At 65.3% G+C, this 13,655-nt stretch carries 12 protein-coding genes; 5 read left to right on the plus strand and 7 right to left on the minus strand.

What is annotated here, in order from left to right; genetic code table 11:
* Nucleotides 1–162 precede the first annotated feature (162 nt).
* From HZF03_RS07345 to HZF03_RS07365, 5 genes are all read right to left on the minus strand, one after another.
* A complete protein-coding gene (locus tag HZF03_RS07345) occupies nt 163–612 on the minus strand; it encodes a ferritin-like domain-containing protein (protein WP_119019475.1) in 450 nt (149 codons plus the stop codon).
* 114 nt (nt 613–726) lie between these two features.
* A complete protein-coding gene (locus HZF03_RS07350; RefSeq protein ID WP_119019460.1) occupies nt 727–1,956 on the minus strand; it encodes a Coenzyme F420 hydrogenase/dehydrogenase, beta subunit C-terminal domain in 1,230 nt (409 codons plus the stop codon).
* A gap of 60 nt (nt 1,957–2,016) precedes the next feature.
* The gene (locus HZF03_RS07355) at nt 2,017–2,505 is read right to left on the minus strand and encodes a CIA30 family protein (RefSeq protein ID WP_119019459.1); all 489 of its coding nucleotides are present in this window, start codon (nt 2,503–2,505) and stop codon (nt 2,017–2,019) included.
* Entirely contained in the window at nt 2,505–4,109 is a 1,605-nt protein-coding gene (locus tag HZF03_RS07360; RefSeq protein ID WP_119019458.1) for an alpha/beta hydrolase, read from the minus strand. Before HZF03_RS07360 ends, HZF03_RS07355 begins: the two co-directional genes overlap by 1 nt.
* Entirely contained in the window at nt 4,109–5,422 is a 1,314-nt protein-coding gene (locus HZF03_RS07365; protein WP_119019457.1) for a DUF3422 family protein, read from the minus strand. The genes HZF03_RS07360 and HZF03_RS07365 overlap by 1 nt, the downstream gene beginning before the upstream one ends.
* A gap of 238 nt (nt 5,423–5,660) precedes the next feature.
* Between HZF03_RS07365 and hemC the strand changes: the two genes are divergently transcribed.
* The 3 genes from hemC to HZF03_RS07380 are packed head-to-tail and all read left to right on the plus strand — an operon-like array spanning nt 5,661 to nt 9,450.
* Complete coding sequence (gene hemC, locus HZF03_RS07370) at nt 5,661–6,653, plus strand: hydroxymethylbilane synthase (RefSeq protein WP_041809592.1); 993 nt, start codon at nt 5,661–5,663, stop codon at nt 6,651–6,653.
* 5 nt (nt 6,654–6,658) lie between these two features.
* On the plus strand, nt 6,659–7,681 hold the full coding sequence (bchI, locus tag HZF03_RS07375; RefSeq protein WP_119019456.1) for a magnesium chelatase ATPase subunit I: 1,023 nt from the start codon (nt 6,659–6,661) through the stop codon (nt 7,679–7,681).
* Entirely contained in the window at nt 7,678–9,450 is a 1,773-nt protein-coding gene (locus HZF03_RS07380) for a magnesium chelatase subunit D (protein WP_012495132.1), read from the plus strand. The genes bchI and HZF03_RS07380 overlap by 4 nt, the downstream gene beginning before the upstream one ends.
* 42 nt (nt 9,451–9,492) lie before the next feature.
* On the opposite strand, the gene HZF03_RS07385 is transcribed toward HZF03_RS07380, so the two are convergent.
* Both HZF03_RS07385 and hemE read right to left on the minus strand, forming a co-directional pair.
* A complete protein-coding gene (locus HZF03_RS07385; RefSeq protein WP_119019455.1) occupies nt 9,493–10,212 on the minus strand; it encodes a PilZ domain-containing protein in 720 nt (239 codons plus the stop codon).
* A 381-nt stretch (nt 10,213–10,593) separates the two neighbouring features.
* On the minus strand, nt 10,594–11,610 hold the full coding sequence (gene hemE / locus HZF03_RS07390) for a uroporphyrinogen decarboxylase (protein WP_375164934.1): 1,017 nt from the start codon (nt 11,608–11,610) through the stop codon (nt 10,594–10,596).
* A 140-nt stretch (nt 11,611–11,750) separates the two neighbouring features.
* Between hemE and HZF03_RS07395 the strand changes: the two genes are divergently transcribed.
* A complete protein-coding gene (locus HZF03_RS07395) occupies nt 11,751–12,704 on the plus strand; it encodes an alpha/beta fold hydrolase (protein WP_011157071.1) in 954 nt (317 codons plus the stop codon).
* 10 nt (nt 12,705–12,714) lie between these two features.
* Complete coding sequence (gene bchO, locus HZF03_RS07400; RefSeq protein WP_119019454.1) at nt 12,715–13,602, plus strand: alpha/beta fold hydrolase BchO; 888 nt, start codon at nt 12,715–12,717, stop codon at nt 13,600–13,602.
* Nucleotides 13,603–13,655: the final 53 nt, after the last annotated feature.

Consider the following 13,655-nt stretch of genomic DNA (forward strand, 5'->3'; position numbering starts at 1 on the left):
TTTTGTGTGCGGCCAGCCATCATTTTGCCGCCGGAAACGAGAATGGCCGGGACAAGCCCGGCCATCATGGAATTTTGATTGATGCGACTGCAGAACCTGCAGTCAGGCTGATGAGGCACCGCGTCTCGGAAGCGCCATAGCCGCTTCGATCGATGAAGCGCCTTAGGTCGCCGCCTCGTAGGCCGCCTTCTGCTGCTCCATCAGCGCGATCTTTTCGCTGATCTTGGCGCGCTGCGCCGACAGCGTCGACGATATCGACGGAATGCCGGCAATCGCCTTCAGCGCGTCGTCGTATTTTGACAGATTGCGCTTCTCGCCATCAATCAGGCCCGGCAGCACGCTGCCGTCGAGGCCGTCGAACAGAGAGCGCACGCTCATGATGGTGCGGTGAACCACGCTCATAAACGAGCCGGAATCGTCAGCGGTTTCGCCGGCGTTGATCAGCATGCCAGCGAGTTCTTCGGCGTTGCCGTGATGTAGCGCGATCATATCCCGGAACAGCGAGGTCAGGCCTTTGCCTTCCGCGTCTTCCAGCGCTTCCTCGTAGCCGTTGCGGGCGTCGATCTCGCTGGTGTACAGCGTCTTCAGATGGTCGATAATATCGGTGTCCACGTCAGCCTCCATGCTCGGTTGATCGATCGGCGAGCGGCGACGCCGCACACCTCGCGCGCGATAACCTGGATCCGGAAACTCGGTTCCGGGTAGGAACCGTGGCACGGAAAGTTATTAGTCGCGGCGTTCGCCGTCTTGCGGCGCGAGCCCATAGGGCTTTACCAGGGCCCAGACATGGGCCGGTATCATGTTCTTCATTTTGTGTTTGTAGTGCCGGCGCAGATGCAGCACGGTCTCGACCGCCTTCATCTCGACACGCGCACGCGCGAATTCGATTCCGCGCGGGCCGACTTTCGGCATTAGCCATCCCATGAACGGCCGCAGCCAGTTCGGCATGCCGCGCACAGGCAGTCCGCCGGCAGCGAGTTCGGTGTTCTTCAAGAAGCCCTTCACCGGCGCGACGCGATTGCCCGCGCTTGTCGGCTCGCTTAGGCGAACGTCGTTGCCGAGCAGCTTCAGCAGCTCCTCGCCGCGCTCGTTGCGCACCAGCAGCCACTGCTCGCCGCGTCCACCCATATAGCCGACGGTGATGTCGGCGAGCGTATTGGTGTAGTCGACGCAGGTGCGGCAGGTGATCGGGAAGAAGTCCGGTGGCAGTTTCGAGATCGGCAGCAGCAGGAACGGGATCGCCTTGACGTTGCCGTCGTCGAACCGCAGCTCGACGTGATAGTCGGCGCGGAATTCCAGATAGGTGATGGTTTCGGGCTTGTCGGACAGCAGATCCAGGAAGCCGTGAAACGCTTCGGTGGTGGTGTTGTCCGAGCAGGGCGTGCCGATCACATAGAGCTTTTCGAGGCCGAGCTGATCCTGCAGCCGGCGCAGCGCGTAGATCTGGCAGGGCACGCCGATCACCGCGAGCCGCTTGTAGCCGGCCGCGATTGCCGGTTCGATCAGCGCCAGCGACGGTGCGTAGCCCATTCGCATCCCGCGGCACTGCGCCATGCCTTCCGGCTTGGTCACCAGCACCGGCATCGGTTTCCATTTGTCGGACGGGTCCGGCGCCATCGCGATCACCGCGTCGACCGCACCGGTCTCCAGCAGCCGCTGCGCGATCGTGGTGGTGATGCCGGTCCACTGCGCCCCTTCACGCGGCTGTTTCATCGCCGCCTGCACCATGCGGCGATACGGGCCGAAGAACGCTTCGTCCCCGGTCGCGGCATCGCGGTTGCGGCCATGCACCCGTCGTTCCATCGCCGGATAGTCCGGCTTGATGAATTGGCAGGCTTGGCCGCACTGCTTCGGATCGCTCATCCGCGACACGCCGCAGTCGGTGCACAGTTCTCGCTCCGCCGGCGCGTTCAGCGGCGGCGTCCACAGCGCAGACGGGGTGTTGCGATCGTGCATGGGCGCGTCTTGTAGGAACCGGCCAATGGCCTCGCCATTCGCCTTAAGTTGCTCTCTCGATCAATAGAGCCAAAGCTGGGCGACCGATAGATCTGCGTCAAACTCGCGGCCGATCGCCACCAGCCCGACCCGCCGCAGTCGGCGGGGGGCGAACGGCACATCGGTGCGGTGCCGCGTGAGCGCGGCGAACGGGAACTCGAACACCTGCCAGCGCGGTGTCGCCTGGAACGGCTGCCGATAGGACTGCTGCGGCCGTGTCAGATCTGTGGTGCGAAGATGCAGGCCGTAAGCCTGGTCGTTGCCGAACAGTTCCGCGGCGATACCTTCGAAGCCGCCGGCATCGAAGGCGCCGCCGTCCGGCGCCAGGTCCATCGCGATCTGGATGAAGCCGCTATTGTTCTCGGTCGATACCGCGCCGCGCATTCGCGCAGCCGTCCGGCCCTCAACCTCGACAAGCTGCACGGTGCCCTGCGACACGCCGCCCATCACGGTGTCGGTGATCACCCTCCAGCGCCGCTGTCCTTCCGCCGGCCACAGCTCGTGCTGCATCAGCGGATCACCATTGGGAACGTCACCGCAATTGCCCAGGCGAACAGCACCGCGTTGGCGAGCGCACCGGGCAGCGGGTGATTGGTCGCCTTGTAGGTCCAGTTGCTGATCAGGCCGAAGGCCAGGAATAGCAGCAGGATCGCCGGCACGATGATGATCAGGAAGAACAGCTTCTGTAGATTAAGCGCGACCGCCGCCGCCAGCGAAGCCAGAAAGCAGAACTTCGCCAGCGCGTAGGCGCCGCGCTTGGAGCTCTGGCCGTGTGCCATCCATTCCGCGGTGACGAAATACGGGATCGTGCCGCAGGCGACCGCTGCGATTAGGTGGATGCGGGATTCGATGGGCATGAACGAGAACAGATAGCTGTCGAGCGCGATGCCGAAGCCGAAAATGTTGTAGGCGATCGCCGCCACGGCGCCGATCGCCAGCGCCCCGATCGCGACGCGCGGGTGGGCGGGATCGGGCAGGGCGCCGAGCGCGGCCAGTTCCTGCGCGTGCGGCCGTGCGGGATGCGGCGCTGAACGGCGGCTGCGCAGCCGGATCAGCACCAGGATCGTGGCCGTAAGCAGGCCGTACAGCAGGAAGTGCAGCGTCAGATAGTCGCCAAGCAGGATGATCAGGAAGTCAGTCGGCGCCTTCCATAGCAGCAGCGGCGTCAGCACCGCCGGCACGATCGCTGTCACCAGAAGCTGCTTCCACGTCAGGCTGGCGCCCATCGGTGCGGCGGCCGCGCGCGGCAGCAGCTTCGACAGCGGCCAGGCCAGCGCGATCAGGCCGCCGAACAAGAGCGCCAGCCAGCGCGGCCGCTGGTCGATCCAGCCGGAGCTGGTGCGGCCGAACGCATCGTTTATCCAATGCAGCGACTCGCGCATCGAGTCCTGGCTGTACAGCACGCCGATGTGCTCGACGCCGGATGAGAGCACGAAACGGCGCGCGGTGCCGTCTGCGAAGCTGCCATAGGTGCGTCCCTCGACGGCATTGCCGCCGGCGACCTGATTGACGATGCGCAGGCCCTCGTCCTTCAGCATCTGCGGCTCGAGCCCGCCGACGATCACCAGCAGATTGTGCGGCAGCGTCGCGGTCGATTTCCGCGTGAACACCGAGACCGCGACGGTGGCGATGATCTCGGGATGTTCCACCGCGTAGGCCACCACGATGTCCGAGGCCATTGAATGGCCCAGCACCGCGGCGCGGCCGTCGCTCTCCGGCAATTTGCGGGCGTAGTCGGTGACCCGGCCGAGTTCGTCGACCAGTACGCCGGTGATCTTGGTCGGCTCGTCGACGTCGCCCTGCATCGTCAGCGGATTGCGGCCGTGGCCGGTGAAATCGAAGGTCACCGCGATGTAGCCGTTGCGCGCCAGCGTCTGCGCGAACGGCTGCATCAATTGCTGCGAGCCGGCGAAGCCGTGCGCGATCACCACCACCGGAGCGCTGGTGACGGACGGCTGCCGGAACACCGTGACGGGCGTGGCTCCGACCTCGGTGTGGGTAATGATCAAGCCGTCTTTGCCGGCCTGCAGCTGCCAGAGGGCCACCGCGATCGCGATCATAGCGACAAGGGCGACGATGATCCGAAGCGGCTTCAGCCCGCGGCGCATGGCCATCAATCGACGTCCGGGATGTGTTTCTTGCGGATTCGGCGGATCGTCCACCAGATCACCAGTGCGGCAATCGGAACAAACCCAGCGGTCAGGAGATTCGGATCGATCCTCAACCGGCCGGCCTCGGCGGCCCCCTTCACCATGTAGCCGAACAGGCCGACCACGTAATAGGTGATCGCCGCCGTCGACAGGCCTTCGACGGTGGTCTGCAGCCGAAGCTGCAGCCGCGTCCGGGCGTTCATCGACTTCAGCAGTTCCTGATTCTGCTGTTCGACTTCCACGTCGACCCGGGTGCGCAGCAGATTGGCGGCGCGAGCGAGCTTCAGCGAAAGGTCGGACTGCCGTGCCTCGGTGGTGGCGCAGGTGCGCATCGCCGGTTTCATTCGGCGGGCCAGGAACGACGACCAGGTCGGCAATCCGCCGACTTTGCGTTCGCCGAGCGTCGCGAGCCGGCCGTTCATGATCTCGTCATAGGCGCGGCTGGCGCCGAACCGATACAGGCTCGCGGCGGCACCGGCCTCGACTTCGGCGGCGAGTTCGGTGAGTTCCTGCAGCAGCTTGTTGTTGTTGGCGAGATCGCCGGCGCGGCGCATCTCCGCGGTCACCTCGGCGAGGCGCCGTTCGCTGGCAGCGATCGACGGCGCCAGCCGCTGCGCCTCGGGCAGGCCAAGCAGCGCCAATGTCCGATAGGTTTCGACTTCGAGCACGCGCTGCACCAGCGCGCCGGCGCGTTCCGCCGACATGCCGCGATCGATCACCAGCACCCGCACGAAGCCGGACGGTCCGGGCTGGAAATCCGTGGCGAACAGCGCGGCGCCGTCCGAGTTCTCCGCGACCGCGAGGCTGGCCCGATCGAACAGGCGCTCTGGCGATGTCCGCGGCGGGTCTTCCGGCATCGCGTGCAGATCGACCGCGACGAGCAGGGGGCCGGGCTGTGGCAGCAGCCGCATCGGCGAGGCCAGCGAGGACGCTTCCGGATGGAACGGCACGCCGGCCGGGTCGGCCGGGATTTCCCAGGTGTAAGTGGTGAACTCGGAGTGCTGCTCCCAGCGTAGCATGGTGGTGCCGAAGTTGGCGCGGTGGTGCTTCTCGCCGGGCGGTGGCGGCTGCAAGCCACGGGACTCACAGAAGCTGATCATTGCAGCGCGGTCGGCGGCCGCGCGTTGTCCCGATGTGTCGAATGCGAAGTGCAGAACGCGCGCCGGCAGGCTCAGTGCCGTGAACGGACGTGCGTGAACTTCGCCGAGAACGATCGCGCGCAATGGATGCGGCGAAAGTCGAACGTCGCCATCTCCAATCAGAACTTCAGCCGTCATCCCGCTTTTGACCTTGCTCAATATTGCGCCTAGTTGACTTGAGTACCATTGCATGGCGATAGACAGAAGCTGAAAGGTTCCGCGAAAGGCTGTCGCAGGCGCCGGAATTGTCCGAGATCAACGACCCCTGGCCCCCCGCCGGGCTTCTACGCGACATCGGTGTCATCCGTTTGCAATCTGGCTCGGGCTGGTCATAAGGTTCGGCCGAACTTCGCCGCGGGCCCGTCGCGGTTGTCGAATGGAGCGTGTGGTGAAATTTCCAGTCCGTATTGGTACGCGCAAGAGCGTGATGGCGCTTGCCCAGACTGAAGACATCGCCAAGCAGCTGAGCGCAGCTGCGAGTGAGCTCGATCCCCAGATCATCAAGTTCGAGACTGTCGGCGATAGCGATCAGATCAGCAAGCTGCTTCCGCACGGCGGCAAGGGCGGCGCGTTTGTCGCCGAGATCCGCGCCGCGATGCTGCGCGGCGAACTGCATTGCGCGATGCACTCGCTCAAGGACATGCCGGCCAACGAAGAAACGCCTGGCCTGATCGTCGCTGCCACGCTGGCGCGCGATCCTGCCTGCGACTCGCTGGTGCTGCGCAAGGGGCTGACCCTCGAAGAGCTGAAGAAATCCCGCGGCAAGGGCTACACCATCGGCACCAACGCGGTGCGTCGTGCGGCCTATGCCAAGCGGCTGTTTCCGGAAGTCGAGGTGATCCATTTCCGCGGCGCGGCCGACAGCCGGATGCGTAAGCTCGACAATCGCGAAAAGCAGCGGATGCCGGACGGCAGCGAGGTCGGTCCCGCCGATGCGCTGATCATGGCGCGTGCCGGCATCGAGCGCGTCGGCTTCGTCGATCGCATCGCTCATGACTTCACGCCGGAAGAAATGCTGCCCGCAGCGGGCCAGGGCATCGTCGCGGTGGAATGCCCCGTGCACGAGTGGAAGACCCGTCAGTATCTGGCGCTGATCGATAATCACCAGTCGCGGCTATGCTGCGACGCCGAGCGCGAAGTGCTGTGGGTGCTCAACGGCCATTGCAACTCTCCGATCGCGGCGCACTCGGTCATCACCGGCGACGAGATGACGTTGCGCGCCTCGGTTCTCGATCTGGAGGGCGGGATGTTCATCGAGGCGGCCCGCACCGGCCCGGCCAATCGGCCGCGCGAACTCGGCCGTACGGTCGGCCTCGAATTGCTCGACAAGGGCGCCGCCGCGGTGATCGAAAAGACCCGGCCGGAGTAATCGCAATGGCCACAGTGTTTCCGTTCTCCGCGATCGTCGGCCAGGAAGAGATGAAGCTGGCTCTGCTGATCGCAGCTGTCGATCAGAAGGTCGGCGGCGTGCTGGCGTTCGGCGATCGCGGTGCCGGCAAGTCGACCGCCGTGCGCGCTCTCGCAGCGCTGCTGCCGAAGATGAAGACCGTAGTCGGCTGCCGCTACAATTGCGATCCCGATCAGCCCGATCGTTACTGCGAAGAGTGCAAGGAAAAGGTCAAGCACGGCAAGGTCAAGACCGCGCAGGTGCCGGTGCCGGTGGTCGATCTGCCGCTCGGCGCGACCGAAGACCGCGTCGTCGGCGCGCTCGACCTGGAGCGTGCGCTCGCCAAGGGCGAGAAGGCGTTTGAGCCCGGCCTGCTGGCGCGGGCACATCGCGGCTTCCTTTACATCGACGAAGCCAACCTGCTGGAAGACCATCTGGTCGACCTGCTGCTCGACGTCGCCGCCTCCGGCGAGAACGTGGTCGAGCGTGAAGGCCTCAGCATTCGTCACCCGGCGCGGTTCGTGCTGGTCGGTACCGGCAACCCCGAAGAGGGCGAACTGCGTCCGCAGTTGCTCGACCGCTTCGGCATGTCGGTGGAAGTGAAGACGCCGGACACGTTGCCGGAGCGCATCGAAGTGGTGCGCCGCCGTGATTCGTTCGAGAACGATCCTGCTGCCTTCGTGGCCGATTGGTCGAAGGAAGAGGCCAAGCTGCGCCGCAAGATTTCGCAGGCCAAGGAACGGCTGCCCGAAGTCACTGTGAGCGACGCGGCGCTGGAGCGTGCCGCCAAGCTGTGTATGACGCTCGGCACCGACGGCCTGCGCGGCGAACTGACCTTGATGCGCGCCGCGCGTGCGCTCGCCGCGCTCGAACACGACAAGACCGTGACCGATGAACACCTGAAGCGGATCGCGCCCTCTGCCTTGCGGCACCGGTTGCGCCGCAATCCGCTCGACGATGCCGGCTCTAGCGTGCGTGTCGACCGCGCGCTCGCCGAAATCTTCGGATGAGCATCGCGCTCGCATGGTCCGATGCGGTGACCGCGGCGCAGTTGTTCGCGGTCGATCCGGTCGGTACCGGCGGTGTGTTGTTGCGCTCGCGCGCCGGCCCGGTGCGCGATCGCTGGCTCGCAATGATGCGGGCCGCGCTGCCGCCTGAACAACCCTATAAGCATCTGCCGCTGCATATCGCCGACGGCCGCCTGCTCGGTGGACTGGATCTGTCTGCGACGCTGCTCGCCGGCCGGCCGGTCGCCGAGCGGGGCCTGCTGTCGGAAGCCGACGGCGGCGTGCTGGTGGTGGCGATGGCCGAGCGGCTGCAGTCCTCGACCAACGTTTATCTGACCGCAGCTATGGACGCGCACGAAACCGCGGTGGAGCGCGACGGCCTGTCGCTGCGGATGCCGGCGCGGTTCGGTGTGGTCGCGCTCGACGAAGGCCTCGAGGACGAGTTCTCGCCGGCAGGTCTGCGCGACCGGCTAGGCTTCCATCTCGATCTCGATCAGTTCGCCTGGCGCGAGACCGACGACTTCCCGATCTCGCTCGACGACATCCGCGCCGCTCGCGCGCGGCTCGCCGATATCAAGGTCGAGAGTGAGCAGATCGAGGCCGTGTGCACGGCGGCCGCAGCGCTCGGCATCATCTCGCTGCGAGCGCCGCTGCTGGCGATCCGCGCCGCCAAGGCGAGCGCTGCTCTGTTCGATCGCACCAAGATCGAACAGGACGACATCACGCTCGCCGCGCGCCTGGTGCTGGCGCCGCGTGCGACGATCTTCCCGCAGCAGGAGCAGCCGGATCAGGCCGACGAGCCGCCGCCGCCCGAGCCGCCTCCGCCGGAAGACGACAATCAGGACAACAACGATCAGGAACAGCAGACGCCTGATATCGACAAGGCGCTGGACGAGGTGATCCTCGCCGCCGTCAAGGCTGCGATGCCGCCCGGCGTGCTGGAGGCGATGCGCGCCTCGGCCGGACGGGCGCGTGCCCGCTCGGCCGGCAAGGCCGGCGAACTGCAGAAGTCGAAGAAGCGTGGCCGCCCCGCCGGCAGCATCCGCGGCGAACTGCGCGACGGCTCCAAGCTCAACGTGATCGAGACGCTGCGGGCCGCAGCGCCGTGGCAGCCGCTGCGGCGGCGCCAGGCCGAGGGACGCAACGGCAGCGCGCCGCGCATCCTGGTCGAGAAGGACGATTTCCGGATTGCGCGCTTCAAGCAGCGCACCGAGACCATCACCATCTTCGTGGTCGATGCGTCGGGGTCTGCGGCTTTGCACCGGCTCGCCGAAGCCAAGGGCGCGGTCGAGTTGTTACTTGCGGATTGCTATGTCCGCCGCGATCAGGTGGCGATGATCTCGTTCCGCGGCACCATCGCCGAGATCCTTCTGCCGCCGACGCGGTCGCTCGCGCGCGCCAAGCGCAGCCTCGCCGGCCTGCCGGGCGGCGGCGGCACGCCGCTGTCGGCTGGGCTCGACTGTGCGTTCATGCTGGCGGATTCGATCAAGCGCAAAGGCCAGACGCCGACGGTGATCGTGCTTACCGACGGCCGTGCCAACATCGCGCGCGACGGTGCACCGGGCCGGCCGCAGGCCGAGGAAGACGCCAAGTCGTCGGCGCGGCAGTTCCGCGTCGCCGGAATCAGCTCTGTGGTGATCGACATGTCGCCGCGTCCGGGGCCGCAGGCGGAAGCCTTCGCCAAGGAAATGGACGCGCGCTATCTGCCGATGCCGCATGCCGACGCCACCGTACTGGCGCAGGCGGTGACGGCCGCGACCCGGCAGGACTGAGCGGCGTCCTGTCTTCCCTTGTGCTGCTGATAGTGTTGCGCGTCAGGCGTCGAGCACGAACGCGTCGTCGTCTTCGGCGGCAAGGGGCTGGATCGGCGCTAGTGGTGGCGGTGCCTCGATCGTTGCGAGCCGTTCGACCCGAGCGCCGACCGTCGAATTCCGCTGCGGCGGGCGGGCTATGCGCCATTCCAACTCGCTGCGGTTTTGCAGTTCGGTGAACTTCACCGCAAATCCATCCGGCCGGTGCCGCACCACGCGGCCGACACAGCTGCCGACCGCGAGCGGCGTTCCGATCTCGGGCTGCAGATCTGCGGACACCGCGGCGCCGGAGATCGACATGTCGATCACGAAGCAGGTGTGCGAGGAGCCGTCGGCGAGCGTCAGGCTGGAGTGCGGGCACACCGGCACCACGCGCGCGTCCTTGATCGCCGGATCGAGCATCTTCTTTTCGAGCCAGCTCAGCTGATTCGACAGCCGCTCGCGCATCGCGCGGGTCACCGCCAGTTCGAGCAGGAAGCCGCCGGGCAAGGTGTCGCTGATATGCCCGTCCAGCTTGCCGAATTCGCTGAAGTAGGACGAGATGTGGTCGCCGACGCGCCCGATCACCGGAACGTCGACGATCATCCGGAACGGCGACACCCGGCTGGTGCGGCAGGCAAATTGTCGCAGCTTGCCGTTCTGGTCGTACCAGTTCGCCAGCGAGTACTTGCCACCAACGGTGACGTTGACGGCGCGCTGCTTCAGAAATCGCTGGACGGACACGGCGGTTCGGCCCCCGGGGAAATACCTGTCGATCAGTAACGCACTCGCCCTCGCGGAGATCTTCTGGATTGCTCATTACACGCCAATGATTCCAACCTTGGTTATCGAAATCTTGTGGCTGCGAATAAGCTTGTTCTGGAACCTGGAACCCAAGCGTTTCAAGGCGTTCCCAGCGCCTGCGAGCTAAAAACCTGGGGGGCTGACCAATGCCGATTATCAGGCGCAATGAGTTCAAAAACGGGAACTAAGCGTCTGTACAACCTGGTTGTTAGATTGGCTTCGAGAGTTGTGGTGATTGCTCGTCGCAATCCGCAAAGCAAAAGAGCCGGTGCGGCTGCACCGGCTCTTCGATCAGGTCGGACGGCGAGAAGCGAGGGCGCCTCAGGCCTTGTAGTCGCGGACGCGCTTGATCATCTGCTCGACGTGAGCGATCGGCGCGTCCGGCGTGATGCCGTGGCCGAGATTGAAGATGTGACGGCCCGACGAGAAGTTGTTCAGGACGTCGTCGACCCCTTGGTCGAGCGCCGAGCCGCCTGCGATCAGCAGCAGCGGATCGAGGTTGCCCTGAATTGCGACCTTGGTCTGCACCTTCTCGCGCACGAACGCCGGTTCGGCGGTCCAGTCGATGCTGACGGCGTCGACGCCGGTGCGTTCGACGAACGCCGGCAGCAGCGCGCCGGCGCCGCGCGGGAAGCCGATGATCTTGGTGCCCGGCTTGACCTTGCGGATGCCCTCGACGATCCGGCGGGTCGGCTCGATGCACCACTTCTCGAATTCGCGCGGCGGCAGGATGCCGGCCCAGGTGTCGAAGATCTGCAGCACGTCGGCGCCGGCATCGAGCTGCTTGAGCAGATACTGAATCGAGCTCTCGACCAGCACGTCGATGATCTTGGCGAACGCGCCAGGGTGCTGATACGCCATCAGTCGTGCCGGATGTTGATCCGAGGTGCCCTGGCCGGCCACCATGTAGGTCGCGACCGTGAACGGTGAGCCGCAGAAGCCGATCAGCGTGGTCTCCGGCTTCAGTTCGCGGCGAACGATGCGCAGCGCTTCGAATACCGGCTCAAGCTTGGAGAGATCGATCGCGTTGTTCAGCGTGCCGACCAGATCAGGCGAATTCAGCGGGTCGAGCCGCGGGCCTTCGCCGACTTCGAACCGCACCGAGCGGCCGAGCGCGTAAGGCACCACCAGGATGTCGGAGAAGATGATCGCCGCGTCGAAGCCGAATCGCCGGATCGGCTGCAGCGTCACCTCGGCGGCGAGCTCCGCATTAAAGCACAGATCGAGGAAACTACCGGCTTGCGCCCGCGTTGCGCGGTATTCCGGCAGGTAACGTCCGGCCTGCCGCATCATCCACATCGGAGGAGAGGCCTGCCGGTTGCCGGAAAGCACTTCCATGAACGGTTTGGTCACCAGATTCTGTGTCAAGAGAGCTACCCACTGTTGTACGACAAGTCTTCTTGACGGTCTGATACACTGCGCGCACCGTCTTGACCACGCCGACCTGCGGCGGAGATGCCGCGAATAGGAATTTCGAGATGAATGCAACCGCACCCACCCCCGCTTCGTCCGAGACGCTCAGCGGAAATCCGGCGCTTCCGCCGCCGGTCCCGGGCGAACGTCACGATATCGACAGTTTCGGCGGTCGGCTGACCTACTGGTCCGCAGCGCCGGCGGAGCCGACGTCCGAGCCTCCTCTACTGCTGATCCACAGCGTCAATGCCGCAGGATCGGCCTACGAGGTCCGGCCGATCTTCGAGCACTACGCACGGAGCCGACCGGTTTATGCGATCGAATTGCCGGGTTTTGGTCATTCGTCGCGCGCAAAGCGTCAATACACCATTCGGATGATGACGGATGCGGTGCATTCCGTAGTCGCCGAGATTCAGAAGGTGCACGCCGACAAGCGGATCGACGCGCTGGCGCTGTCGCTCGGCAGCGAATTCCTCGCACGCGCCGCGAGCGAAACGCCGCAGGCGTTTCGCAGCCTGGCGCTGGTGGCGCCGACCGGATTCGACAAGAAGAACCAGCGCTGGACCGCCGGTTCGCGGGCGATTCCGTGGCTGCATTCGTTCTTCGAAAATCCGGTGTGGAGCGAAAGCATCTTCAAGCTGCTGACGATGAAGCCGGTGATCGGCTGGTTCTTGAAGAAGGCGTTCGGCTCGCCCAGCATCGATCAGGGCATGCTCGACTACGACTATCTGACGACGCATCAGCCGGGCGCCCAGCACGCACCGTATTACTTCGTGTCCGGCTATCTGTTCAGCCAGGACATCCTGCGGATTTATCAGGACCTGCCGATGCCGGTGTGGTTCAGCCATGGCGTGCGCGGCGACTTCGTCGACTACACCTTGAAGACCACGGTGGAGGGCCGGCCGAACTGGACCGTCACGGTGTTTCAGACCGGCGCGATGCCGCATTTCGAGGTGCCGGGCGAATTCATGCGGGCCTATGACGAGTTTCTCGGCCGGGTGACCAAGGCCGGGACCTGAGGCTGCCGCGATGTCCGACCTGGTCTGGAGTCGCGATGGCCTGGATTGGCCTCATCGCGAGGCCAGCCGCTTCATCGAAGCCGGCGGCTTCCGCTGGCATGTGCAACGCATGGGATCGCCGGCCGCGCCGGCGATCCTGCTGATCCACGGCACCGGTGCGGCCTCGCACTCCTGGCGCGGTTTGGCGCCGCTCTTGTCGCGGCATTATCACGTCGTCGCGCCGGATCTGCCCGGGCACGGCTTCACTCAAACGCCGCGCGGCCATCGGATGTCGCTGCCCGGCATGGCATCCGATCTCGCCGCGCTACTGCGTGTGCTCCAGGTCGCGCCGCAATTGGTGGTCGGGCACTCCGCCGGCGCCGCGATCCTGACGCGGATGTGCCTCGACGGTGCGATCGATCCGAAGATCCTGTTCAGCCTCAATGGCGCGTTTTTGCCCTATGGCGGCCCGGCGGCGAGCTTCTTCTCGCCGCTCGCCAAGATGCTGGTGATGAACCCCTTCGTGCCGAGCCTGTTTGCCTGGCAGGCCGGGCATCGCGGCGCGGTCGAGCGCCTGATCGGCAACACCGGCTCCATCATCGATCCGGCCGGCATCAAGCTCTACGGGAAGCTGGTCTCCAGCCCAAATCATGTGGCTGCAGCGCTGCGGATGATGGCGAACTGGGATCTCGAACCGCTGTTGAAAGCGTTACCCAATCTGAAGCCGCTGCTGGTGCTGGTGGCGGCCGAGGGGGACCGCGCGATCCCGCCATCGGTCGCGGTTAAGGTGCGGGAAATCCTGCCGAAAGCCGTGATCGAGCGGATTCCGGCGCTCGGCCATCTGGCCCATGAAGAGCGTCCGGCGCTGATTGCCGCCCTGATCGAACGCTACGCGGAAAAACTGGAGAATATCGAATAGATCAAAGACGGCTTGTCAGGATCTGCTTACAGATTGCCGCTAGCCCTCTGTCA

This window comes from Rhodopseudomonas palustris (assembly GCF_013415845.1).
GTDB classification, from domain to species: domain Bacteria; phylum Pseudomonadota; class Alphaproteobacteria; order Rhizobiales; family Xanthobacteraceae; genus Rhodopseudomonas; species Rhodopseudomonas palustris_F.

What these genes read in the sequence shown, in the direction of transcription:
- HZF03_RS07395 (WP_011157071.1), top strand. Translation starts at nt 11,751, where the DNA reads ATGAATGCAACCGCACCCACCCCCGCTTCGTCCGAGACGCTCAGCGGA.
- hemC (WP_041809592.1), top strand. Translation starts at nt 5,661, where the DNA reads ATGGAGCGTGTGGTGAAATTTCCAGTCCGTATTGGTACGCGCAAGAGC.
- bchI (WP_119019456.1), top strand. Translation starts at nt 6,659, where the DNA reads ATGGCCACAGTGTTTCCGTTCTCCGCGATCGTCGGCCAGGAAGAGATG.
- HZF03_RS07350 (WP_119019460.1), bottom strand. Translation starts at nt 1,956, where the DNA reads ATGCACGATCGCAACACCCCGTCTGCGCTGTGGACGCCGCCGCTGAAC.
- HZF03_RS07380 (WP_012495132.1), top strand. Translation starts at nt 7,678, where the DNA reads ATGAGCATCGCGCTCGCATGGTCCGATGCGGTGACCGCGGCGCAGTTG.
- bchO (WP_119019454.1), top strand. Translation starts at nt 12,715, where the DNA reads ATGTCCGACCTGGTCTGGAGTCGCGATGGCCTGGATTGGCCTCATCGC.
- HZF03_RS07355 (WP_119019459.1), bottom strand. Translation starts at nt 2,505, where the DNA reads ATGCAGCACGAGCTGTGGCCGGCGGAAGGACAGCGGCGCTGGAGGGTG.
- HZF03_RS07360 (WP_119019458.1), bottom strand. Translation starts at nt 4,109, where the DNA reads ATGGCCATGCGCCGCGGGCTGAAGCCGCTTCGGATCATCGTCGCCCTT.
- hemE (WP_375164934.1), bottom strand. Translation starts at nt 11,610, where the DNA reads ATGGAAGTGCTTTCCGGCAACCGGCAGGCCTCTCCTCCGATGTGGATG.
- HZF03_RS07365 (WP_119019457.1), bottom strand. Translation starts at nt 5,422, where the DNA reads ATGACGGCTGAAGTTCTGATTGGAGATGGCGACGTTCGACTTTCGCCG.